The organism is Ruegeria sp. CG3, from assembly GCF_056537205.1.
Genome location: NZ_JBQFRC010000007.1, coordinates 1 through 22,442, shown reverse-complemented (window position 1 = coordinate 22,442; position 22,442 = coordinate 1). Strand labels below are relative to the sequence as shown.

20 protein-coding genes and 1 tRNA gene are annotated in these 22,442 nt (G+C 63.1%); 5 read left to right on the top strand and 16 right to left on the bottom strand.

All coding sequences use genetic code 11. The features are described 5' to 3' along the window. Positions 1 to 26: 26 nt before the first annotated feature. On the bottom strand, positions 27 to 1,460 hold the full coding sequence (locus ACR0NB_RS18685) for an NAD(P)-dependent oxidoreductase (protein ID WP_170363909.1): 1,434 nt from the start codon (positions 1,458 to 1,460) through the stop codon (positions 27 to 29). A gap of 228 nt (positions 1,461 to 1,688) precedes the next feature. On the opposite strand from ACR0NB_RS18685, the gene ACR0NB_RS18680 reads away from it, so the two are divergent. Beyond that, the gene (locus ACR0NB_RS18680) at positions 1,689 to 2,492 is read left to right on the top strand and encodes an undecaprenyl-diphosphate phosphatase (RefSeq protein WP_480697837.1); all 804 of its coding nucleotides are present in this window, start codon (positions 1,689 to 1,691) and stop codon (positions 2,490 to 2,492) included. On the opposite strand, the gene ACR0NB_RS18675 is transcribed toward ACR0NB_RS18680, so the two are convergent. Next, entirely contained in the window at positions 2,493 to 3,476 is a 984-nt protein-coding gene (locus ACR0NB_RS18675; RefSeq protein WP_480776470.1) for a complex I NDUFA9 subunit family protein, read from the bottom strand. Positions 3,477 to 3,687: 211 nt separating this feature from the next. Here ACR0NB_RS18675 and ACR0NB_RS18670 point away from each other — a divergent pair. Beyond that, positions 3,688 to 3,774, top strand: a tRNA-Leu gene (locus ACR0NB_RS18670). Positions 3,775 to 3,830: 56 nt separating this feature from the next. Here the strand turns inward: ACR0NB_RS18670 and ACR0NB_RS18665 are convergent. The 12 genes from ACR0NB_RS18665 to ACR0NB_RS18610 all read right to left on the bottom strand — a co-directional run bounded on the left by ACR0NB_RS18665 (position 3,831) and on the right by ACR0NB_RS18610 (position 16,580). Beyond that, positions 3,831 to 4,811 (bottom strand): hypothetical protein, encoded by a 981-nt coding sequence (locus tag ACR0NB_RS18665; RefSeq protein ID WP_480776469.1) that lies wholly within the window; start codon positions 4,809 to 4,811, stop codon positions 3,831 to 3,833. Positions 4,812 to 4,902: 91 nt separating this feature from the next. After that, on the bottom strand, positions 4,903 to 5,355 hold the full coding sequence (locus ACR0NB_RS18660) for an SRPBCC family protein (protein ID WP_093963846.1): 453 nt from the start codon (positions 5,353 to 5,355) through the stop codon (positions 4,903 to 4,905). Positions 5,356 to 5,461: 106 nt separating this feature from the next. After that, a complete protein-coding gene (locus tag ACR0NB_RS18655; RefSeq protein WP_480633867.1) occupies positions 5,462 to 6,274 on the bottom strand; it encodes an XdhC family protein in 813 nt (270 codons plus the stop codon). Positions 6,275 to 6,286: 12 nt separating this feature from the next. Further along, a complete protein-coding gene (locus ACR0NB_RS18650) occupies positions 6,287 to 7,477 on the bottom strand; it encodes a vWA domain-containing protein (RefSeq protein ID WP_480634041.1) in 1,191 nt (396 codons plus the stop codon). Continuing rightward, on the bottom strand, positions 7,477 to 8,277 hold the full coding sequence (locus ACR0NB_RS18645) for an AAA family ATPase (protein ID WP_480776486.1): 801 nt from the start codon (positions 8,275 to 8,277) through the stop codon (positions 7,477 to 7,479). Before ACR0NB_RS18645 ends, ACR0NB_RS18650 begins: the two co-directional genes overlap by 1 nt. 168 nt (positions 8,278 to 8,445) lie before the next feature. Further along, positions 8,446 to 10,863, bottom strand: a complete 2,418-nt coding sequence (locus ACR0NB_RS18640; RefSeq protein ID WP_480776468.1) for an aerobic carbon-monoxide dehydrogenase large subunit — start codon at positions 10,861 to 10,863, stop codon at positions 8,446 to 8,448. Further along, on the bottom strand, positions 10,860 to 11,354 hold the full coding sequence (locus ACR0NB_RS18635) for a (2Fe-2S)-binding protein (RefSeq protein WP_093963851.1): 495 nt from the start codon (positions 11,352 to 11,354) through the stop codon (positions 10,860 to 10,862). The genes ACR0NB_RS18640 and ACR0NB_RS18635 overlap by 4 nt, the downstream gene beginning before the upstream one ends. Positions 11,355 to 11,368: 14 nt before the next feature. Next, positions 11,369 to 12,202, bottom strand: coding sequence for an FAD binding domain-containing protein (locus tag ACR0NB_RS18630; RefSeq protein ID WP_480776467.1), 834 nt, complete (start codon positions 12,200 to 12,202; stop codon positions 11,369 to 11,371). A 133-nt stretch (positions 12,203 to 12,335) separates the two neighbouring features. Beyond that, positions 12,336 to 13,412 (bottom strand): MHYT domain-containing protein, encoded by a 1,077-nt coding sequence (locus ACR0NB_RS18625; protein WP_170365947.1) that lies wholly within the window; start codon positions 13,410 to 13,412, stop codon positions 12,336 to 12,338. 141 nt (positions 13,413 to 13,553) lie between these two features. Continuing rightward, positions 13,554 to 15,092 (bottom strand): tripartite tricarboxylate transporter permease, encoded by a 1,539-nt coding sequence (locus ACR0NB_RS18620; protein ID WP_093963852.1) that lies wholly within the window; start codon positions 15,090 to 15,092, stop codon positions 13,554 to 13,556. A gap of 9 nt (positions 15,093 to 15,101) precedes the next feature. Next, positions 15,102 to 15,533, bottom strand: a complete 432-nt coding sequence (locus tag ACR0NB_RS18615) for a tripartite tricarboxylate transporter TctB family protein (protein WP_170340610.1) — start codon at positions 15,531 to 15,533, stop codon at positions 15,102 to 15,104. Between the two features lie 78 nt (positions 15,534 to 15,611). Next, on the bottom strand, positions 15,612 to 16,580 hold the full coding sequence (locus tag ACR0NB_RS18610; RefSeq protein WP_170361035.1) for a Bug family tripartite tricarboxylate transporter substrate binding protein: 969 nt from the start codon (positions 16,578 to 16,580) through the stop codon (positions 15,612 to 15,614). Positions 16,581 to 16,737: 157 nt separating this feature from the next. Between ACR0NB_RS18610 and ACR0NB_RS18605 the strand changes: the two genes are divergently transcribed. From ACR0NB_RS18605 to ACR0NB_RS18595, 3 genes are read left to right on the top strand one after another with little or no spacing between them, the layout of a single operon-like run. Continuing rightward, positions 16,738 to 17,409, top strand: coding sequence for a response regulator transcription factor (locus ACR0NB_RS18605; RefSeq protein ID WP_170340612.1), 672 nt, complete (start codon positions 16,738 to 16,740; stop codon positions 17,407 to 17,409). Next, entirely contained in the window at positions 17,402 to 18,799 is a 1,398-nt protein-coding gene (locus tag ACR0NB_RS18600) for a sensor histidine kinase N-terminal domain-containing protein (RefSeq protein ID WP_480776466.1), read from the top strand. Before ACR0NB_RS18605 ends, ACR0NB_RS18600 begins: the two co-directional genes overlap by 8 nt. Then, on the top strand, positions 18,796 to 19,836 hold the full coding sequence (locus ACR0NB_RS18595) for an ABC transporter substrate-binding protein (RefSeq protein ID WP_480776465.1): 1,041 nt from the start codon (positions 18,796 to 18,798) through the stop codon (positions 19,834 to 19,836). Before ACR0NB_RS18600 ends, ACR0NB_RS18595 begins: the two co-directional genes overlap by 4 nt. On the opposite strand, the gene ACR0NB_RS18590 is transcribed toward ACR0NB_RS18595, so the two are convergent. Both ACR0NB_RS18590 and ACR0NB_RS18585 read right to left on the bottom strand, forming a co-directional pair. After that, positions 19,833 to 21,341, bottom strand: a complete 1,509-nt coding sequence (locus ACR0NB_RS18590; RefSeq protein ID WP_480697850.1) for a heme biosynthesis HemY N-terminal domain-containing protein — start codon at positions 21,339 to 21,341, stop codon at positions 19,833 to 19,835. The two genes, ACR0NB_RS18595 and ACR0NB_RS18590, sit on opposite strands and share 4 nt — an antisense overlap. A 10-nt stretch (positions 21,342 to 21,351) precedes the next feature. Then, on the bottom strand, positions 21,352 to 22,442 hold a 1,091-nt coding region (locus tag ACR0NB_RS18585), incomplete at its 5' end, for a COG4223 family protein (RefSeq protein WP_480776464.1).

Below are 22,442 nucleotides of genomic sequence, written 5' to 3'. Positions count from 1 at the left end.
TGTCCCTCCTGTCGCTGGGCTGTAGGTTATTCTGCGGCAAGCGCAGCCTTGCCGTTGAACCGGTCGATGATGGCTTGCGCGCAGTCGCGGCCGTCGCGGATCGCCCAGACCACCAGCGAGGCGCCGCGCACGATGTCACCGATGGCATAGACGCCGTCCATCTCGGTCTCGCCGGTTTCGAACGCGGCCTTGATGGTGCCCCAGCGGGTCACCGGCAGGTCGGGCTGGCCGAACAGGGTGGGCAGGTCCTCGGGCTCGAAGCCCAGCGCCTTGATGACCAGATCGGCTTCTTCGACGTAATCCGCGCCTTCGATCACTTCGGGGGCCTGGCGGCCGGTGGCGTCGGGTTGGCCCAGGCGCATCTTCTGCACCATCACGCCGGTGACCCGCTCGTCGCCAACAAACCCCTTGGGCGCGCTGAGCCATTCGAAGATCACGCCCTCTTCTTCGGCGTTCTGGGTTTCGCGCTGCGAGCCAGGCATGTTCGCCCGGTCGCGGCGATACAGGCATTTGACCGAGGTCGCGCCCTGGCGGATCGAGGTTCGGACGCAATCCATCGCCGTATCACCGCCACCGATCACGACCACCTTCTTGCCCTTGGCGTTCAGGCGGCCATCGTCAAACTCGGGAACCTCGTCACCAAAGCTTTTGCGGTTCGAGGCAGTCAGGAAATCGATCGCCTTTTCGATACCGGGCAGGCCACTGCCGGGCATGGACAGATCCCGCGACTTGTAGACACCCGTCGCAATGATCACGGCGTCATGTTTTGCATGGATTTCGGCGAACTTGGCAGCGTCGACGTCACAGTTCAGTTCAAAAGTGACGCCGCCCTCGGCCAGAAGGTCGTTGCGGCGTTGAACCACGTCCTTTTCCAGCTTGAAGCCCGGAATGCCGTACATCAGCAGGCCGCCCGCGCGGTCATAGCGGTCATAGACCGTGACCTGGATCCCGGCCCGGCGCAGCATGTCCGCCGCCGCCAGACCACCGGGTCCGCCCCCGATGATGCCGACGCTTTCGGGGCGTTCGGCGGTTGGAGCGACAGGTTTGACCCAGCCTTCCTCCCACGCGGTGTCGGTGATGTATTTCTCGACCGCACCGATGGTGACAGTGCCATGGCCCGATTGCTCGATCACGCAGTTGCCTTCGCACAGTCGGTCCTGCGGGCATATACGTCCGCAGATCTCGGGGAAGGTATTGGTGGCCTGGCTGGTCTGATAGGCTTCTTCAAGCCGTCCGGTGGCGGTCAGGCGCAGCCAGTCCGGGATGTTGTTGTGCAGCGGGCAGTGCGACTGACAATACGGCACACCGCATTGGCTGCAACGGCTGGCCTGCTCGGCGGCTTTTTCGGCGGCGTATTCGGCATAGATTTCATGAAAGTCCGCTCTGCGATCGGTTGCGGCGCGCTTTTCAGGCATGTCACGATCGATCTGCACAAATTTCAGCATCGGTTGCTTGGCCACGGTCAGACTCCATGAATTGGCTTGGTCGGATTTCTTTATGCGAAGCCAATTCGGATGAAAAGTCAATTGTACTGACCTAAATTGGAAAAAATCAGAAAGATCGACCTCTTTCGGCGACTTTCTGTTCATTTTTAGGACCACTTCGGACCTAAATCCTGGCTTTCTTTTTGCTGGTCGCGCTTATACGCCTTGAATGCAAAGAACGCAGGCGCAAACACGGGCGGGCAGATGAGTCTTTTTCAGCTGATTCTGGTGGCGATCATCCAGGGGATCACCGAGTTTCTGCCGATTTCGTCATCAGGCCACCTGATCCTGCTGCCCAGCCTCACCGGAATGGAAGACCAGGGCCTGGCCATCGACGTCGCGGTTCATGTGGGTACATTGGGCGCGGTGGTTCTGTATTTCTGGAGCGACGTGAAACTGGCCCTAGCGGGCCTGCCACGTGCTTTGCGCGGGCGCATCGACACCCCACAGTCCCGACTGGCCCTTGCCTTGATCGTGGCCACCATCCCGACCGTTATCGTCGGTGCCATCCTGCACCTGACCGGCCTCAGCAGTGCGATGCGGTCCGTGGCGGTGATCGGGTGGGCGATGCTGGTTTTTGGATTGCTGCTGTATTGGATGGACCAGAAGGGCCCCCAGACCAAAGAGGCCGCCGATTGGGGGCTGCGGGACGCGGTTGTTCTGGGTCTGTGGCAGGTCCTGGCGCTGATTCCCGGCACCTCGCGGTCGGGGATCTGCATCACTGGCGCGCGGCACTTGGGGTATACCCGCGAGGACGGCGCGCGCATCGCGATGCTGATGTCGATCCCTACAATCATCGCCTCGGGCGCGCTGCTGTCGCTGGACGTGATCGGGCAGGCCAACGCTCAGCTGGCCAAGGACAGCGCTATTGCAGCCGTGTTCGCCTTTGTTTCGGCCCTGTTGGCGCTGAGCCTGATGATGCGTCTGCTGCGTAGCGTCAGCTTCACGCCATATGTGATCTATCGCGTGATCTTGGGTACGATCCTGCTGATTGTCGCTTACAGCTGATCAGATGCGCAGGTTCCGGGCCGAGTTCTGGATGTCGTCATACTGACCCGACGGGCGGAATTTCCACAGGTATTCCGGCAGAACCGATTCCAGCGAAGCAGGCTCGATCCCCAGATCGGCGAAACCCTTCGCTCCTTCGGACACCACATTGTCACGGCGCAGGTTCTTCAACTGGTCGCGGGTCAGAATGTTGTTCGGAAACAGCTGGAAGCTGATGAATTTCAGCATGTCCAGAACCCCGGCCATGATCCGCCCAACCCAGAACGGCAGACCGATGATGATGCGGCGGCGGTGGATCACCCCGAGCATCTGCTGCATCAGCTCGCGGAAGGTCTTGGCCTCGGGCCCACCCAATTCGTAGACGCCCGGTGCGGCCTGACCCAGCACGCCTTTGACCGCGGCCTGCGCCACATCATCCACAAACACCGGCTGGAACCGGGTGTCGGCGCCAAAGATCGGAAGGAAGGGCGAGATACGGGTCATGCCGGCGAAACGGTTGAAGAACTGATCTTCGGTCCCGAAGATCACCGAGGGTCGCAGGATCACGGTATCGGGCATGTGGGTCAGCACAGCAGCCTCACCTGCGGCCTTGGTGCGGGCGTATTCGCTGTCGGAATTCGCGTCAGCACCGATGGCCGAAATGTGGACCATGCGGGAAATGCCTTGCTCGGCCGCCAGACGGGCGATGCGGCCCGCGCCTTCGGCTTGCACGGCGCCAAATCCATTCTTGCCCAATTCGTTCAGAACGCCCACACAGTTGACGACCGCATCGGCACCATGCATCGCACTGGCCACCGAGGCATCATCGCGGATATTGCACAGAATTGGCTCGACCTGGCCCACGACGCCATAGGTCTTGACGAAGATCGCCTCGTTCGGACGGCGGACCGCCACCCGTACACGCCACCCTTCGTTCGCCATGCGTCGCGCGATGTAGCGGCCGACGAATCCCGATCCACCGTAAATCGTGACCAGTTTGGACATGGTTGGGCTCCTGCTGTGTAGGTCTTGTTCCGATCTACCGCTCCAAAGCCCGGCAAACAAGGCGCAATAACGCCGCGCATCAGGCAAAAAACACTGCCGGAACCGGCGGGATCGCGCTGCGGGAAGGTGGCTCAAAAAAAACTTTCGAAATTCCGTTCGAATCCTGTTGACGCCCTCGGCGAGTAGGCTTAAACGCCCCTCCACGACACCTGCCCAGGTGGCGGAATTGGTAGACGCGCTAGCTTCAGGTGCTAGTGTCCGTATGGACGTGGAGGTTCGAGTCCTCTCCTGGGCACCATATCCCCGAACAGATATGACGACCGCGCAAACCACCCTCGAACGGGTGGTCGGCTCTCATTCCGTCTTCTGCAATTCCTCCATCTCGCGGCGACGGATCTTTGCCTGAGACCGCACCCGCTTGATGAATTGCTGGGGAAGGTCCGGTCCGCGCAGCGCCGCGTAGGCCTTGCTGGTCGGGTCGCCGATCAGCTCGGCGTATTTGACCCATGTGCAGAAGGCGAAGACATCGCGCAGGCTCACATGCTCACGGGTGTTGCTGTCCCGGGCCTGTGCCGGAAGCTTGATCGACCTGAAATAGGCCTTTTCGATAGCGGGCCATTGCGGATCGGGAACGAACTCGGGCGCGTCATCGGTTTCCGGAAATTTGAATGCCGGATACTTCTGCCCGTATTCCGAACATCCGTGCGAGATCTTGCTGCTGATTCCTTCAATCCCCTGCTTGGCCTGAAGATCGCGGAACGCCTGCAGGCAGGCGCGCACGTCATCAACGGTGTCGCAATAGATATAGCCCTTGTACGGAAATTTGATCCCGTCGCGCAGCTCGATCATGCATTTGCGGGCGTTGTCATTGGGTAGATCCAGCTTAAGCAGCAGGGCATAGGTCTGGAACATCGCACGCAGGTCATGCGGCAAAATCTGCACTTTGTAGCAGTCATTGCACAGCGCCGGGATGGCGCCGGTCTCTTTGAAGAAGTCCAGAAAAACACTGCAATAGGCGTTCTGCCCGCGTACCTTGAGGACGCGCCCGGAAAAGACCTGCCCGATCGGCACCGCTTGCGAAACTCCGCGGCTTCGCAATGCAGCCAACCATGCGCGGTACTGTTTGACCATGTGCTCGGGCTCAAAAAGATCCGCCTGCCAATCGGCGCCCAGAGAGGTAACGATGTCCGCTTGTGCCGCAGAAAAACGCCCAGCCGAACCCGGAGCCTTGGGCGCATGTTCCAGCCGTGTGACCAGCTGACGAATCGACTTGAGGTCACCGGGCTTCATCGCCAGCCAATTCTCAAGTTCGGCAATTTTCGAGGTGGGGGGCACCACTGTCTCCTGCTGCATCAGCACCAAACACTATGCAGGTGCATACCCCCCTCACGCAATTCGTCAACCGGAACGGCGCCGGGCGCCTGCCTCAGGCAGCGGTTTGCGCGGCAACGACCTCGCCGAACCGGGTGAAGAACTTGCCCGAGAGCTTCTTGGCCGTCCCGGCGATCAGACGACTGCCCAACTGGGCGATCTTGCCCCCGACATCAACCTTGGCGGTATAGGTCAGAACGGTCTCGTCACCATCCTCGGTCAGCGTTACGTCCGCACCACCCTTGGCAAAGCCTGCGGCTCCGCCCTTGCCCTCGCCCACCAGCGAAAACCCGTCGGGGGCGTTGGTCTGGTCCAGTGTCACCTCGCCAGCGAACCGCGCTTTCACCGGACCGATTTTCAGCACCACCTTGGCCTCAAGCTCGTTGGGGGCGGTCTGGGTCAGCTCTTCGCAGCCGGGGATGCACTCACGCAGAACCTCGGGATCGTTCAGCGCGCGATAAACCGCGTCCCGGGGGGCCGCAATGCGAATTTCGTCAGTCAGTTCCATTGGGTATTCCTCTGCTCAGCAACATCTGGGAAAGACGCGCAGCGCCTGTTCCGCGGCATCCTCGGGGGTTTGGGCGGGTCGGGGCGGCCATAGCCGCGCCACCCAGCTACGCAAGTTTTTCATCATGAGTTGTCTCCTCGGCAGTGTCCGCATTTCGCCAGCGCACGATCTCGGCCAGGATCGACAAGGCGATTTCGTGCGGATCAATGGCCCCGATATCCAAGCCGGCAGGCGACTTCAGGCGCGCAACCTTCTCGGTGTCCATACCCTGCAATACCAACCTGTCCGTCAGAACCTTCGCCTTGCGCTGGCTGGCCACCATCGACACCCGCCTTGCCGGCGTACCGAGCGCCGAGGCCAACGCTGCCCTGTCGTTCCGGCCTTGCGAGGCGACGACGACAAAATCGCGGGGCTCAACCCCCAACGCATCCACGTCGTCTGGGTCGAAACATGATTGCGCAGCCGCGTCGCTGGTCTCAAACGAAACGAATACGCGCAACCCGGCCAATGCCGCATGGTCCGCCAGCGCATGGGCAATCGGGGTGTCGCCAAAGATCACCAGGCGGGGCGCGTGTTGATAGGGTTCGACCAGCAGATCGACCGTACCGCCGGATGGGCAACCACTCTTGAAGGTCTGAACGCCATCCGGATCGGTCATTGCCACCACCTTGTCCGAGGGTTTCACGCGGATCATCCGCGACGCACCGCTGGCCAGCGCTTCCTGTGCCGAGGCGCGCACCGCCCGCTGGACACAGGCTCCACCCAGATGGCCAAGGATCCTCCCGTCCCGGGTGATCGCCGCCTTGGCGCCCGCCTTGGCCGAGGTCGCATCTGCCGTCCGCACCACCGTTGCGACGCAGAACGCTTCGCCGCTGCTGCGCAACTGGTCAATCGTGTCGAAAATGTCGAAACCAGGCATGGTCGGTTCCTCTCACAACTTTTGAAACTCGGGCTCCAACGCGGCCAGCGCGTCGAGCGTATTTGCCGGAAGGTGCGCATCCAGATGGGGCAAGGCGGCCTGCATGGCGGCGGCGACGGGCTGATAGTTCTCCCAACCTTTCAGAGGGTTCAGCCAGACGATCCGGCGCGCCTTGCGCCGGATCCTCGCCAAAGCCGCACCCAGCGCCTGCGGGTCAGAGCTGCAATAGCCATCCGAAAGGATCAGCACGATGGTGCGCCCATTCAGCGCTCGCGCGCCGTATCCGTCCAGAAATCCTTCGAGACTGCCGGAGATGTCCGTGCCGCCGCCAAAACCTTCGGCCATCAGCGACAACCGGCCAGCGGCGCGCAGTGTGTCGTGGTCCCGCAACGCATCGGTGACCCGCATCAACCGCGTGTGAAACAGATAGGCATCCGCATCCGTTCCGCTGGCCACAAGGCCCTTGAGAAAGGCCAGAAATACACGCGAATAGACGGTCATGGACCCGCTGACATCACACAGCGCGACGATCCGCATCGGGCGTGGTGGTCGGGCACGGCGAAACAGCTCCAAAGGCTCGCCCCCGCGCGCAAGGCTCGCCCGCTGGATGCGACGCATGTCCAGCGCCGGACCCCGCCGCGCCTGTTTGCGCCTGCGCGAACGTCGATCCCGGATCGCCCGCGCCAGGGCGAGGGCCGCGGCTTCGGCCCGGCGCAGGGATTGCTCGTCCATCAACTCGCGCAGATCCCGGCGCGACAGGTTGTCGGTCCGGGTTGCGATCAGCTTCCCGTCCATTCCTTCGGCCTGTCCATCCCCGGAACCCGGAGTGCTGGCATCCTGCGCATCGGGGGAAGCGTCAGCGGAGTCTCCGCGATCTTCGGTCTGCCAGATCATCGGATTGGCCGACTGGACCCTGACATGGGTGTTCTGTGCGACACCGCTCCGCTGCTTGCCCGCGTTGAACCAATAGGCATTGAACAAATCGTCAAAGCGCCGGCAATCCTCGGCATCCCCGGACATCAGGGCACACAAGGCATCCCGCGCCTGCCCGACATCGGTGGCCTCGACCGAGGCCAGTGCGGCCAGCGCATCTCCGGTCTCACGCGGTCCGACCCGCAAACCGTTCCCGCGCAGATGCGCCACGAATCCCGCCATCCGGTCAGCCAATCCGTTCGCCCGCGCTGGAAACCGTGTCACCTGCATCACGCGACCTTTCCGATCAGGCGATCCATCACCTCGGGTGGAACGGCATCGTAATCCGCAGCGGTCTTCAGCAGACAAACCAGTGTGGCCTGTACGGCCTCGGGTGATTGGGACAGATCGTTGACGCCAAGACCCGACAGGGCCGCGGCCCAATCCAGCATCTCGGCAATGCCGGGTGTCTTTTCCAGATCTTCCTTGCGCAGGTTCTGAACCACTCCGATGATCTGGCGCGCCAACAGCCCTTCGACTTCGGGCATCCGTGCCCGCAGGATGGCCATTTCGGTCTCGCCAGACGGATAGTTCAAAAAGCTGTACAGACACCGCCGCCGCAGCGCATCCGAAAGATCGCGCGTGCCGTTTGCAGTTAGAATGACGACGGGTCGCGTTTTGGCAGAAATCGTGCCCAGTTCCGGGATCGTGATCTGAAAGTCCGACAGGATTTCAAGTAGATAGGCTTCAAATTCTTCATCGGCCCGGTCAATCTCATCGATCAGCAAAACGGGCGGATCATCGGCGCTGATCGCCTCCAACAACGGCCGCTTCAGCAGATAGTCATCGGAAAACAGCTGGGCCTCGCTGGTTCCGCCACGCGCCTCGGAGGCTCGGATGGCCAGCAGCTGCCGCTGGTAGTTCCACTCATAGATCGCGTGGCTGGCGTCCAGCCCTTCGTAACACTGCAAGCGGATCAAACGGGCGTCGCGCCACGCCGCCAGCGCCTTGGCCACTTCGGTCTTGCCGACACCGGCCGGCCCCTCCAGCAGCAGCGGTCGTCCCAGGGTCTGGGCCAAATGCAACGCCATCGCCAACCGGTCGTCGGCAACATAGCCCTGCTGGGCCAAACCGTTCTGAACGTCACTCAGTGTCACACCAGGGTCCAATCTTCGTTTGACCAAAATATCCCGAGGGGGTCGGAGAGGGTCAGCACCCCCTCCGTTCGGTCGGACCGGGCCCAGCCGGTCCGAAACCGATTACCCGTGCATCCCCAAGCCGTTGGCGATCTTCCAGATCCGCCAATGGTCATGCGGCATGTGGCTCTGAACCAGGCCAAACGGCCGGAACGCATCGTGCACCGCATTCGAGAACGCCGGCACGCCACCCACATTCGGGCTTTCGCCGACACCCTTCGCGCCGATCGGATGATGCGGCGAGGGGGTCACCGTGTGATCGGTCGTATAGTTGGGCGTTTCCCACGCGGTTGGCAGGAAGAAGTCCATCAGCGTGCCGGTCTTGACGTTGCCCATCTCATCATAGGAAATCTCTTGACCCATCGCGATGGCCAGCGCCTCGGTCACACCGCCATGAACCTGACCTTCGATGATCATCGGGTTGATCCGGGTTCCGCAATCGTCCAGCGCATAGAACTGCCGGACTTCCCATTCGCCGGTATCGACATCAATCTCCATGACACAGACATAGGCGCCGAACGGATAGGTCATGTTGGGCGGGTCATAGTAGCTGACGGCCTCCAGACCCGGCTCCAACCCCGGGATGGCCTGGTTGTAGGCGGCAAAGGCGATCTCTTTCATCGTCTTGAACCGCTCGGGCGCGCCTTTGACCGCGAACCGGTCCACGTCCCATTCGACATCGTCGTCGTGAACCTCAAGCAGGTAGGCCGCGATCATCTGCGCCTTGGCGCGGATCTTGCGTGCAGCCATGGCCGTTGCAGCCCCCGCAACCGGCGTGGACCGAGAACCATAGGTGCCCAAGCCATAGGGCGCGGTGTCGGTGTCTCCTTCCTCCAGCGTGATGTCGTCGGCTGGAAGACCGATCTCGCTGGCGATGATCTGGGCAAAGGTCGTGGCGTGACCCTGGCCCTGTGAGATCGTCCCCAGCCGCGCGATGGCTGACCCGGTCGGGTGGATGCGGATTTCGCAGCTGTCGAACATCCCCAAGCCCAGAATATCGCAGTTCTTCACAGGCCCTGCCCCGACGATCTCGGTAAAATGCGTCAGACCAATCCCCAGAAGCTTCCGCGTCTTGCCGGCCTTGAAGTCCTCGACCCGCTGTGCCTGTTCGGCACGCAGATCCTCGTATCCAACCGCGGCCAGCGCCTTGTCCCAGGCGGTGTGGTAATCGCCCGAGTCATATTCCCATCCCAGCGCGGACTGATAGGGGAACTGGTCGGCCTTGATGAAATTGATCCGGCGCAGCTCGGCCGCGTCCATGTTCAACTTGATGGCCAGAACCTCGATCATCCGCTCGATGAAATAGGCGGCCTCGGTCACGCGGAAGGAACAGCGATAGGCCACACCCCCCGGAGCCTTGTTGGTGTAGACGCCGTCCACGGCCAGATAGGCGGTCGGGATGTCGTAGGACCCGGTGCAGATGTTCATGAACCCGGCCGGGAACTTGGTCGGGTCGGCGCAGGCGTCGAATCCACCGTGGTCCGCGGTTGTATGACACCACAGGCCCGTGATCTTGCCGTCTTTGGTGGCGGCGATCTTGCCCTGCATCCAGTAATCGCGGGCAAAGGCGGTGGACATCAGGTTTTCCATCCGGTTCTCGACCCATTTCACCGGCTGACCGGTGACGATCGAGGCCACGACCGAACAGACATAGCCTGCATATGCGCCCACCTTGTTGCCAAAGCCGCCACCGATATCGGGGCTGATCACCCGGATATTGTGCTCGGCCAGGCCCGAAATCAGGGACACGACGGTGCGGATCGCATGCGGGGCCTGGAAGGTGCCGTACAGCGTCAGCTTGCCGGTCACCTTGTCCATGCTGGCCACGCAGCCGCAGGTCTCAAGCGGACAGGGGTGGGTGCGGTGGTAGTAGACCATTTCCTCGGCCACCACATCGGCTTCGGCCAAGACGGCTTCGGTCGCGTCCTTGTCGCCCTGTTCCCAGGTGAAGATGTGGTTGTGATGCTTGCGCGGCCCGTGGGGGCCTTCTGTCTGACCCTCGAGATCCTCACGCAGCACCACGTCAGATTTCAGCGCCTCGAACGGGTCGGTAATAACCGGCAATTCCTCGTATTCGACTTCCACCAGTTCGACGGCATCCGCGGCAACATAGCGGTCTTCAGCAACCACATAGGCCACCTCCTGGCCCTGGAACAGCACCTTGCCGTCGGCCAGCACCATCTGCTTGTCGCCAGCAAGCGTGGGCATCCAGTGCAGACCCAGCGGCGCCAAGTCCTCGGCCGTCAGAACGGCCACGACACCTGGCACGGCCAGAGCGGCCTCTTTGTTGACGCTGACAACCCGGGCATGGGCATAGGGTGAACGGACAAAGGCGCCGAACAACATTCCGTCCAGCTTGATGTCATCGACGTAGTTGCCCTTGCCTTGGGTAAAGCGCACGTCCTCGACGCGTTTGCGCGAGCTGCCCATCCCCTTGAGGTTGGCGGCGCGTTCTTCGGGGGTCATGGTCTGGTCGTTCATTCCGCGGCCTCCTTCTGCGCGTTCAGCATGTCAGCCGAGGCTGAGATCGCCTTGACGATGTTCTGGTACCCGGTGCAGCGGCAGAGATTGCCGGCCATGCCAAAGCGGATTTCTTCTTCGGTCGGGTTGGGGTTTTCCTGCAGCAGGCGATGCGCACGGGTGATCATGCCCGGCGTGCAGAAACCGCACTGAAGCCCGTGATGCTCGCGGAACATTTCCTGCAACACGCCAAGGCTGCCATCGTCATTGGTCAGCCCTTCAACGGTGGTGATATCGGCCCCGTTCACCTGCGCCACGAAGGTCGTGCAAGATTTGACGGATTTGCCATCGATATCCACGGTGCAGGCTCCGCAATGGCTGGTTTCGCAACCGATATGCGGGCCGGTGATTTTCAGATCTTCCCGCAGGAAGTGGATCAGCAACGTGCGCGGCTCGGCCAGGCCCTCAACCTGCTTGCCGTTCACGGTGAGTTTGACATGCATCTTCGACATCTGTGTTCCTCCCCTCAGCCCGCGCGGTTCTGCGCACGGTCGATGGCGCGGCGCAGCATCACGGCGGCCACGTGTTTCTTGAATTCGACGGGGCCGCGGTTGTCGGCCACCGGGTCGATCGCCGCGAGCATCGCGGCCACGCAGCCGTCGACATCGCCCGAGGCCAGTGCAGCGCTGGCCGCGTCAGACCAGACGGGCGTGTCGGACAGATTGGTCATCGCCACCGATGCCTGACCGTTGCCAACCATCACTGCGGCAGCCGCGGTTGCGTAATCGCCGATCTTGCGTTTCTGCTTTTCATAGGCCTGCCCGACACCGGGGCCGGGAACAGGGATGGAAATCCGTGTCAGGATCTCCTCGTCCTCGCGGGCGGTAAAATAGGCCGCCTCGTAGAAATCGCGGGCCGGGACGCTGCGGGTGCCGTCAGGGCCGGACAGTTCGAACGACGCGTTCAGGCACTGCATCAGACCCGGCATGTCATTGCCCGGATCCCCGTTGGCCACGTTCCCGCCGACCGTACCCATGTATCGCACCTGCGGATCCGCGATCTGCAGCGCCGCTTCGCGGATCAGCGGGATCGCGTCGGCCAGACCGTCGTGGGTGATCAATTCGTGCTGCGTGACCATCGCGCCCAGGGTCACGGTATCGGACCCGACTTCGATGCCTTTGAGTTCCTCGATGGCCTGCAGGTCGACCAAATGGCCCATCTCGGCCATGCGCAGTTTCATCATCGGGATCAGACTGTGCCCGCCTGCGATCACGCGCGCCTCGTCCCCGTGTTCCTGCAGAATGCCGATGGCCGAGGCGACGTCGCCTGGCCGGTGATACTCGAAACCGGCTGGTATCATGTTTTCCTCCCTTGGCCCGTTCACGTCGGGGCCTTGGGATCAAGCAAAGTCCTGAGGGCGTGCGCAGGCTATCGCGCAGGAACGGGGGGCGCGGGTTGTTTCACGAAATGCGAATGGGCTGCACGAGTTGCGATCAGAGGCCCAGCGCCTCGCGGATGTCCGTCAGGCGGGATCGGCTGACCGGCACCTTGCTGAGCGCATCGACCTGGTCGAAATAACAGGTGCCGTTGTCCTTGTGCCGCTCAAACCGGGAAACGTGTCTGGGGTTCACAAGGTAACTTCGGTGGGCCCGCAAAAAGCCGTCTGGTTTCAGGCGGGTTTCGGCCTCGGTGATCGACCAAGGGCAGAACAGTTTCTCGGCGCCCATGTACAGAACGGTGTAGTGCCCCTCGGCCCGAATGGCGGCGACGCGCGCTGGTTCGGTGAAAAAGGTCTGGCCCTCGCGCTCGAACGGGACGCCGGCGCGCAGAGCCGGTTCCGGCTGCGGCGCTTCGACCGCCGGCTCGGGCCCGATAAAGGTGATCCCGGTCAGCAGAAATGCCCCGCAAATCAGGAACACCGCAACGGTCACCCCCATCGCAAGAACCTGATTGTTCAAAGCCGGGCCCGCGCCACCTGCATTGTCACTGGCGGTAAAATCGGTCAGGCCCGTGGCGACGAAGTGCATGGTGAACACGGCCAGGCCAAAACACACCGTGCCCAGCAGGATATTGCGCTGGGTGCGATTATCGTAGGCAACCCAGATCGCCAGCACTGACAGCACCACCGAAGCCACGGTCGCGATCGCAACGTCTGATGCGGTGTAGACGGGGCGGCACAGCTCCATCCCGGCCATGCCGATATAGTGCATCACCACGATACCAAGACCCACGATCACACCCGCGCCGACAATCGTGCCCGGGCTACGCGCGCGGAAGTGCAACAGCAGCAACGCCAGCCCGACCATCAGAATGGCGACCAGGGCCGAGATCAGGGTGATCAACGCGTCATAATAAAAAAGGATCGGCAGTTGCAGGCCCAGCATGGCCACGAAATGCATCGACCAGATGCCCCCGCCCAAAATGACTGCGGCCAAGGCGACAACGAACTTCCGCCTCTGGTCATCCAGCTTTGAGGCGCCATGCGTCAGATACAGGCCCGTGAACCCGGCCATGAGTGCGACGGCCAACGAGGCCGCCACGAGCCAAGCGTTATGCGAGTAATCCAGCATTTCGGTTTGCACGCCCTCCCCGACGCGAGAGTGACGTTAGCAAAGCGAGGTGTCTGGGACAATCGGCAGGCGGACCCTGCGGATCACGGGCCGGCAAAAGATCCGCCGCCCGCCCATTTCGGCGGGCGGCGGGCAGGCAGATCAATCGCTGATCGCGCCTTCTTCGTCACGACGCTGGTGCATCTTGGCCTTGACCCGGGCGCCCACGATCAGGGGCAGGACAAAGCCGATGATCGCGATTGTCCACAACCCGATGGACAGCGGGCTGTCGATCAGCGTCCACCAGTTGCCATTGTCGATGGTCACGGCGCGACGCAGGTTGTTCTCCATCGCGTTGCCCAGCAGGGTACCCAGAATGATCGGCACCAGCGGCACGTCCAGCTTGCGCAGGACCCAGCCCATCACGCCGAACCCGATCATCACCAGCAGGTCAAAGCTGGACCCGGAAATGCCGTAGATGCCGACAAAGCTGACCATGGCCACGATCGGCATCAGGATGCGCGACGGGATCATCAGCACGCGGGTGAACAGGCCCACCATGGGGATGTTCATGGCCAGCAGCATGAAGTTGGCGATGAACAGCGCCGCGATCAGGCCCCAAACCACATCCGGGTTCTGGGTGAACAGCAGCGGCCCGGGCGTGATGTTCAGCGCCAGCAGCACCGCCAGCAGCACCGCCGTGGTACCCGACCCCGGAACGCCCAGCGCCAGCATCGGTACCAATGCGCCTCCGGCGGCGGCGTTGTTGCCAGCCTCGGGCGCGGCCACGCCGCGCGGATCACCGGTGCCAAAGGTGTTTTTCTTGTCCACCAGCCGCTTTTCCATCGAGTACGAAATGAACGACCCCAGTGATGCCCCGGCCCCGGGAAGAACCCCGGCGATGAAGCCCAGGAACGAGGTGCGCAGCATCGTCGGCGTGCAGCTCTTGATCATCGACATCGGAGGGTAGAGCTTGCCGATTTTCAGCTTGCTGCCCTCGGCGTCAGACCCGCCATGCCGGTGTTCGAGGAAAATGAACACCTCGGACAGAGCGAACAGGCCGACGATGGCCACCAGGAAATCGATCCCGTCGTACAGATGCACTTCGCCATAGGTGAAGCGCGGCACGCCCGTTTGGGTATCAACGCCGATGGTCGCCAGCCCAAGCCCCAGCGCGGCGGCAAAAGCCGATTTGGCCTGGTTGGTCGACGACACACCGCCCAGCGTCATGAACGCCAGCGCAAAAAGGGCAAAATATTCGGCCGGGCCGAACAGCAATGCCACTTTGACCAGCTGAGGCGCCAGCAGGATCAGGCCCCAGGTCGCCAGGAACGCGCCGACGAACGAGGCGATACCGGACAGCGAAAGAGCTTCACCCGCCAGGCCTTTTTTGGCCATGGGATGCCCATCCAGACAGGTCATCATCGCAGGCTCGTCACCGGGGATGTTCAGCAGGATCGACGAGATCCGCCCCCCGTACATCGCCCCGTAATAGACACTGGTCAGCAGGATCAGCGACGGCGTCGCGCCCAGCCCCAGCGTGAAGGCCAGTGGGATTAGGATGGCCACGCCGTTCGACGGGCCAAGGCCCGGCAGCGCGCCCATGACCGTGCCCAGAAAGCAGCCCAACAGGGCCAGCATCAGGTTCTGCCAAGTCAGCGCGATGGCGAACCCATCGGCCAAGGATGCAAAAGTTTCCATGATCGCCCCCTAGAAACCCAGCGGCCCTTTGGCCAACGACAGGCCCAGAACCAGGTGGAAAATGACGTAGATGCCAACCGAGGTTCCCACGCCAACCAGAACGCTTTCGATCGGACCGGACCCCAATCGCCAGGCCAGGTAGGCCGCGGCAAAGGCCGTGGCGATGACGAAGCCCAGCTCGGGCAGCAATTCGGCATACAGGATCATGACCACCACCGCGGCGGCGATCTCGACCAGACGGCCAAGGGCCGGCCATTCCGGCTCGGCGTCCGGGCGCAGGGCGATCACCGCGCTGGACACGCCCAGAATGGCGGCGATGATCAAAGGAAAGGCCTTGGGCCCAACGGCATCGGACAGAAAGCTTTCTTCGATCGCCAGCGCGGATATCGCGAAACCAATGGCAAGAAGAAGTCCGACAACCCCGAAGATGCGGTCACTCATCGGTGTCTCCTGTTGTTCGGGTAGAAAAAGTGCGGGCGCCACGCTGTCGCGGCACCCGCCTGCACGTGAGTGGTGCGGTTACTTGATGATCCCGATCTCTTTCGAGATGGTCTGGATCTGACCGACGGACTCGGCAACGAAGTTCTGGAAGTCCTCGCCCTGCAGGTCCAGCGGAGCCAGGCCGTTGGCGGCCATCACTTCTTTCCACTCGTCCGACGCATACAGGTCACCGATTTTTGCGACCCAGTCGTTGTAGGCCTCGTCCGACATGCCGCCCGGAGCGTAGAAACCGCGCCAGTTGGCGCCGATGGCATCCACACCCTGTTCCTTGGCGGTCGGGAAGTCAGCGAATTCACCGGGCAGACGCTCGGGCGCCAGAACCGCGATCACTTTGATGTCGCCGGAATCCACGAAACCCTTGGCTTCGGAAATGTCACCGGTAAAGGCCTGGACCGAGCCGGCCAGCAGCTGGGTCACCGCCTCGCCACCGCCGTCAAAGGCGATGTACTTGACCGAGCGGACATCGTCGATGCCATAGGCGTTGGCCGCGATCAGCACCTTCAGGTGGTCCCAGCCGCCCACGGCCGAACCGCCAGCAACCGAAACCGAAGCCGGGTCGGCTTTGATCTGGTCCAGCAGCTCGGGCAGGGTGTTGACGGGGCTATCGGCAGCCACGGCGATCACGCCATAATCGGCGCCGATCGCGGCCAGCCAGCGGACTTGATCCATGGTGTTGCCCGGATAGGCGCCCTGGGCCAGACGGGTTGCAGTTGCGGCACTTGCGGCGACAATCAGGTTGTTGTCGTCATTGCGCTTGTTCACCACCTCGGCAAAGGCCACGCCACCGCCGCCACCGGCCAGGTTCACGACCTGCATGGTCTGGTCGATCAGGCCCAGATCCTGCAGCGACTTGCCCACCTGACGGCAGGTAAAGTCCCAACCACCACCGGGGTTTGCCGGTGCAATACATTCCTGAGCGCTGGCGGCAAAGCCGGTCAGGGCGAATACGGCAGCGGCTACGACGCCGCCGGTTCCAAACAGTTTCATTTGGTTCTCCTCCTAGTGTCTTCTTGGCCTGCTGTTACGCAGACGAAACCGGTCCCTGCAGGGAGTCGGGCGCGCAGCCCTTCCTTGCAGGTTGATTTTCTTTAACGAATAATGCTGTCACGAACCTGTCATGTTGCGACGGGCGTTCGGGGGGACAATGCGCGTATTGATGATCGAGGATGCCGAGGATCTGGCCGAGGGCGTCGTGGCCCATCTGGGCCGGTCCGGTGTCGTTTGCGATCTGGCGACCTCGGTCGAGGCCGCGCGCGATTTCCGCGCGGTCCAGGGCTATGACGCGATCCTGCTGGACATCAACCTGCCCGACGGGTCGGGCCTGGGCTTTCTGGACGAAATCCGTGGCGGGGGTGACCGCATTCCGGTCTTGATGCTGACCGCACTGACTGCGGTCGAGGACCGGGTCGCCGCGCTGGACAAAGGGGCTGACGACTACTTGGGCAAACCCTTCGACCAGCGCGAGCTCGAGGCGCGGCTGCGCGCGCTGGTGCGCCGAGATGCCGACCGTAAAAGCGAACAGATCACGCTGGGCCCGCTGGTCTATGCCCCCAAAGACCGCAGCGCCACGCTGGGCGGCAAACGCCTGAACCTGACCGCACGCGAGGCCGCCGTGCTGGACGCCCTGATCCGGCACGAGGGGCAGTTCCTGTCCAAGGCGCGGCTGTACGACTCGCTTTACGGGTTCGAGGATGCCGATGTGGGCGTGAACGCGATCGAGCTGTATATCGCCCGGCTGCGCAAGAAATTCTCGGGCAGCGGTGTGACCATCACAACCCAGCGCGGGGTCGGGTACCGGATCGGCCTGCATGGTTAGGCCGCCCCTGCCCCACAGCCTGACCGCCCGGGTGCTGAGCGCGGTGATGCTGATCCTTGTTCTGGGCGGCGTGCTGGTCGGCCTGTCGATCTGGGCCAACGGCCGGTTGGCGGCCCGTCAGGCCTATGACCGGCTGCTGCTGGGCGCGGCCAGCGACATCGCCGAATCCGTGCGCATCCAGGACGGCCAGCCCATCGTCGACCTGCCGGTTTCGGCCTTTGAGCTGCTGGCCCAGGCCCCGGATGACCGGATCTATTACGCGGTGCGCGGGCCCGACGGGCGCTTCATCACCGGGCTGGACCCGGACACGGTGATCGCGCCCCCGCAGCCCGTCAGCCAGTCGGCCCAATATTTCGCGGCAGACCTGAACGGGGAACCGGCCCGGTTCGTCCGACTGCCCCGCCTGTTCGCCGAGCGCGACTTCTCGGGCGAAGTTGAAATCGTTGTCGGGCAGACCTTGCTGGCACGACGCGCGATGACCGCCGGGCTGATGCTGGATGCCCTGCTGCCGATGGCGGCTGCCGGCGCGTTGCTGCTGATCATGTCCTGGTTCGTCACCCGTTCGGCGCTGCGCCCGCTCGAGGCGATGTCGGACGACCTGATCCGCCGCGACCCCTATGACCTGACGCCCGTGGCCAGCGACGGTCTGCCGCGCGAATTGCAGGTCATGATCGCAGCGATGAACCGGTTCATGGGGCGACTGGACCGGCAGGTTCTGTCGATGCGCAACCTGATCGCCGACACCGCCCATCAGTTGCGCACCCCGGTCGCGGCGATCCGGGTCCAGGCCGAAATCGCGCAGGCGGATCCGGATGCCCCAGCTCGCCACCGCGCGCTGGACCGGCTGCTGAATCGCACGCGGTCGCTCGGGACACTTCTGGATCAGCTGTTGTCGCGCGCGATGGTCATCCACCGCATCGACAGCGCCCCGCGCCTGCTGGTCGATCTGCGCGAAGTGGCGCTCGAGGCGCTGGAGCAGAGCGACCACGAGGTGATCGCCCCCGGCGTCGAGGTGCATCTGAAAATCGGGGAAAACCCGGTCTGGGTGCGGGGCGATGCGTTTTCGCTGGGCGAGGCCACCAAGAACCTGCTGGGCAACGCGCTGCGCCACGGCAAGGCCCCGGTCAGCATCGGCGCCAGCCTGGAGGGTGGCCGCGCCGTTCTGTGGGTGCGCGACAGCGGCCCGGGGCCGGAAACGTCGGTCTCTGCCCGGCTGGGCGACCGGTTCAACCGCAACGCAGGCTCGGGCGAGGACAGCAGCGGGCTGGGGCTGTCGATCGTCAAATCCACCGCCGAAGCCTTTGACGGCACCGTCGAGATGACCCGCACCGATGACGGGTTTCGCGTATCGCTGAACTTTCCGGCCGCCACCGAAGGACCAGGCGCATGATACGGTTTCTGATCCCGCTGGCCCTGTGTCTGCTGATGCCCGCTTCCCGCACTGCTGCGCAGGAAGCAGTTACCGAATTTGGCACCGGGCCCACCCCCCTGCTTGTGCGCTCGACCACGGATATCGGCATTATCCGCCCGGTGATGGAACAGTTCGCGGCGCAGAACCCAGACCTGACCATCACCTATGAACAATGGGGCTCGAACGCGCTGTTCCAGCACAGCAAGACGGCCTGCAAGACCGGCCACAGCCCGGCCGATGCGGTGTTTTCCTCGGCCGTTCAGCAGATGGTCTGGTTGGTCAATGCCGCCTGCGCCCACCGCTACAGCTCGGCCCAGACGCAGGCGCTGCCCCCGGCCCGGCGCTGGCGGGACGAGCTGTGGGGGATCACCACCGAACCCGCCGTCATCGTCTACAACAAGGACCGTCTGGACGACCTTGAAGTGCCGCGCAGCCGCTTTGCCCTGCTGGACGCGATGCGCACCCGCCCCGACCTGCTGCGCGGCCGGGTGGCGACCTATGACATCGCGGCCTCGGGGCTGGGGTATCTGTTTGCCTATGGCGACAGTCTCGAGGCGACCACCTTCGGGTCACTGATCGAAGGTTTCGCGCGCATAGATGCAATCGCCACCTGTTGTTCCGCCGAGATCATTCGCGACGTTGCCGAGGGCCGGTTCCTGATCGCCTACAACGTGCTTGGCTCATATGTCGCGAATGCCCAGGACCCCGCGGTTGGGGTGATCCTGCCCGAGGACTACACTCTCGTCCTGTCCCGCGCCTTTCTGATCCCAAAGAATGCAGGAAACAGTGTCGCCGCAGCCCGTTTGCTGGATTTCCTGCTCTCTGCACAGGCGCAGGACTTGCTCGCAACCTCTGGGCTTGTGTCCCGGATGGACTCGGCCGAGACCGGGCTGACGCCCAGCGCACGACGGTTCATCCCCTTGTCGCCCGCCCTTCTGGTGGCCAGCGACCCGAACCGCCGGGCAGAGTTGTTCAAACTGTGGAACGACGCCTTTGACGTCGAAACCGCCCGCTAGGCCGGTTTCGGTCCGGCGTCTTCGGTCTCAGGCTCTTCGGGGGCCTGATCGGCCATGCTGGCATCGACAATCTCAGGCTCGGGGATATCTTCGATCTCGGCGTCCTCGGCCATATCCGAGCGGTCTTCCAACGCCCCCACGATCAGAGGAAGCATGTGAACACCCGTCGCCGTGGCGATCTCGGGGGTTTTGGGCGTCTGCCAGCTGAGCGTGTCAAAGCTGTGACAGTTGGGGCAGACCGGCGCCCATTCAGCCTGGATGTCATGGCAGTTGTCGCAGACCCATTGCGGCCCGCGCGGCGCATTCAACGCTTTGGCCAGCCAGCCCTGTACCACCGCGTCCGAGGCCCCTTCGCCGCGCTCGATGGCGGCCATCAGGGTATAGGCTCGGGCATCGGCACCTTTCTCGACCACATCGCCAAGCGCCCGGCGGGCCTCGGGAAAGTCTTCGGCGACGATGTTCAGCTCGGCCAGGATCAGGCGGGTTTCCAAATGTTCGGGATGGATGCGCGTCAATGCCGTAAAGCGCTTGACCCGCTCCTCCGCGGTTTCGTCGGGTACGATCTCGGCAAAGGCATGGGCCAGATCCGGATGCGGCTGCGCCTCCCATGCCTTTTTGAGAATCTTTGTCGCGGCGCGCGGCTTGCCCTTGGCGATGTAGGCCCGTGCGGCCATGGCGGCCGCCGGCACCAGGTCGGGTGAGAGGCGGTTCGCCTCGATCGCGCGCTCCTGCTGTTCGACACTGGCGGTTTCATCCAGAATTCCCTTGGCCTCGGATAGGGCCAGAACAGCGTCGCGTCGCTTGAACACATCACGCGGCAGCGCGCCGGACTTCAACTTGGCGGTCAGGGTCGACCGTGCGCCGGCCCAGTCCTGCGCCTTGGTCTGCAGTTTCAGAAGCACATCCTGCGTTTCCTGATGCCGCGGCTTCAGCGCCAGTGCTTTTTCGGCGAGTTTGCGCGCGGTTTCATCATCGCCCTCGGCCAACTTCTGTTTCATGATTCCGCGCACGCCGACGAAACGTGTGGCCTGATCCGTCACCAGTTTCTTGTAAGTTTCCGAGGCCTTCTTGGTGTCACCGACCATTTCGGCCGCCTGGGCCACCAGCAGGTTCGTCAGTTCCGGCTTGTTCAACAGCCGTTCTGCCTTGTGCGCCATCGTCATCGCCGTCCGCCCCTCGCCCGAGGCCAGCGCCATCAATCCGTCAGCCAGCGCCTGATAGCCCCGTTTCTCGCGGCTGCGGTCGAAATAGCGCGAAAGGGCAGTTTCATCACCGTTGAGGAATTTCAGGGTCGCAATCAGCAGGCTGAGCAGCTTGAAGAACAGCCAAACCGCCAGAACCAGCAGGCCCAGAGCGATCACCGATTGCAGCGGGCTGAGCGTGACCTCGGTTCCCATCGCGGTGATCTGGATGCCACCGCTCGTTTCCATCAGAACGCCTGCCCCCATGGCCAGAAGCCCGACGATCGCGACAAAAACCAGGATCTTCAACAATGACCAGAGCATGGCAGGCCCCTCAGTTCGAGTTCACGCTTGTCACAAGCGCATTGGCGGCTTCGACCGCGGATTGGCGGGTTTTGGCAGCCGCGATCCATTCGGCCATGGCTGGCTGCGCCGCTTCCGGTAGCGCGTCCAGCTCGGTCAAGGCCGTGCTGATGTCACCTTTGCCCAACGCGGCCTCCGCTCGTGACAGGATGGCGTCGGGATCATTGCCATCTTTTGGCGAGACGGACCGGGCACCGGTCTGTCGCTGAAGAAAGGCGACAAGGCCCGTTCCCTTGTCGGCTTCGCGCGCATCGGCCAGCGCAGTTCGGGCGGCAGGCGCAAAACTCTCGCGCAGATCCGTCAGTGTTGGCACACCTTCGCCAGCCGGAGCGGACAGGGCTTCTGGCACCTGCACGCCGCCGGTCTGCAACCGGGCCACCAGATCGGCATAGGGTGCGCCGGCATCCAATTGACCCTGAATCTTGGACAGCGCGGCCAGGTTCTCTGCCGCCTGTGCCCGGGCTTGGGCCTGCGCGTCCAGGGTTTGCGCTTCGGCGACCATCTTTTCGACTTCGGCACGCTGGGCGGCCAGCGACTCCTGCAGCTTCTTCAGCTCGGCCTCGACGGCCGCAACGGTTTCGGGCGAGGCGGCGTCGGTCAACGGACGTGCCTCAAGCTGTGCGACGCGTTGCGCCAAGGGGTCGAGCTTGCCGGACAGATCGTCGACATTGGATTTGAGCGCGCCAAGATCGCTTTCGATCGGCGTCAGCTTGGCACTCAGCGCCGCGATTTCAGCCGACGGGTCGGGAACTTCAGACAATTGCTTGCTCAGGTCAGCCAGTTGCTGAGCCTGGTCGGTCACCTTGGTCTCAAGCGCTGCAATCGCCTCGGACGGATCGGACCCTGCCGGCCAAAGCAGATCGCTGCGTCCGGCGGCGAACCCCAACGCCGCTGCGATGACGCCACCAATTAGCGCCGGCATGAACCCCCTTCGCTTGGCCTCAGGTTGCTGATCGGTTGCCGTAGCCCGATCGGCTTCGGCTTCGGCTTCGGCTTCGGCTTCGGCTTCGGCTTCGGCTTCGGCTTCGGCTTCGGCTTCGGCTTCGGCTTCGGCTTCGGCTT

Bases quoted from the DNA above. Each gene is read 5' to 3' on its own strand.
- ACR0NB_RS18645 (WP_480776486.1), bottom strand. From the start codon at position 8,277: ATGGCGTTGCATTTGGCCCAGACCCTGGGACGACCGCTGCTGCTGGAG.
- ACR0NB_RS18600 (WP_480776466.1), top strand. From the start codon at position 17,402: ATGGTTAGGCCGCCCCTGCCCCACAGCCTGACCGCCCGGGTGCTGAGC.
- ACR0NB_RS18610 (WP_170361035.1), bottom strand. From the start codon at position 16,580: ATGAAACTGTTTGGAACCGGCGGCGTCGTAGCCGCTGCCGTATTCGCC.
- ACR0NB_RS18595 (WP_480776465.1), top strand. From the start codon at position 18,796: ATGATACGGTTTCTGATCCCGCTGGCCCTGTGTCTGCTGATGCCCGCT.
- ACR0NB_RS18620 (WP_093963852.1), bottom strand. From the start codon at position 15,092: ATGGAAACTTTTGCATCCTTGGCCGATGGGTTCGCCATCGCGCTGACT.
- ACR0NB_RS18625 (WP_170365947.1), bottom strand. From the start codon at position 13,412: ATGCTGGATTACTCGCATAACGCTTGGCTCGTGGCGGCCTCGTTGGCC.
- ACR0NB_RS18635 (WP_093963851.1), bottom strand. From the start codon at position 11,354: ATGTCGAAGATGCATGTCAAACTCACCGTGAACGGCAAGCAGGTTGAG.
- ACR0NB_RS18650 (WP_480634041.1), bottom strand. From the start codon at position 7,477: ATGCAGGTGACACGGTTTCCAGCGCGGGCGAACGGATTGGCTGACCGG.
- ACR0NB_RS18655 (WP_480633867.1), bottom strand. From the start codon at position 6,274: ATGCCTGGTTTCGACATTTTCGACACGATTGACCAGTTGCGCAGCAGC.
- ACR0NB_RS18640 (WP_480776468.1), bottom strand. From the start codon at position 10,863: ATGAACGACCAGACCATGACCCCCGAAGAACGCGCCGCCAACCTCAAG.
- ACR0NB_RS18680 (WP_480697837.1), top strand. From the start codon at position 1,689: ATGAGTCTTTTTCAGCTGATTCTGGTGGCGATCATCCAGGGGATCACC.
- ACR0NB_RS18675 (WP_480776470.1), bottom strand. From the start codon at position 3,476: ATGTCCAAACTGGTCACGATTTACGGTGGATCGGGATTCGTCGGCCGC.
- ACR0NB_RS18605 (WP_170340612.1), top strand. From the start codon at position 16,738: ATGCGCGTATTGATGATCGAGGATGCCGAGGATCTGGCCGAGGGCGTC.
- ACR0NB_RS18660 (WP_093963846.1), bottom strand. From the start codon at position 5,355: ATGGAACTGACTGACGAAATTCGCATTGCGGCCCCCCGGGACGCGGTT.
- ACR0NB_RS18630 (WP_480776467.1), bottom strand. From the start codon at position 12,202: ATGATACCAGCCGGTTTCGAGTATCACCGGCCAGGCGACGTCGCCTCG.
- ACR0NB_RS18590 (WP_480697850.1), bottom strand. From the start codon at position 21,341: ATGCTCTGGTCATTGTTGAAGATCCTGGTTTTTGTCGCGATCGTCGGG.
- ACR0NB_RS18615 (WP_170340610.1), bottom strand. From the start codon at position 15,533: ATGAGTGACCGCATCTTCGGGGTTGTCGGACTTCTTCTTGCCATTGGT.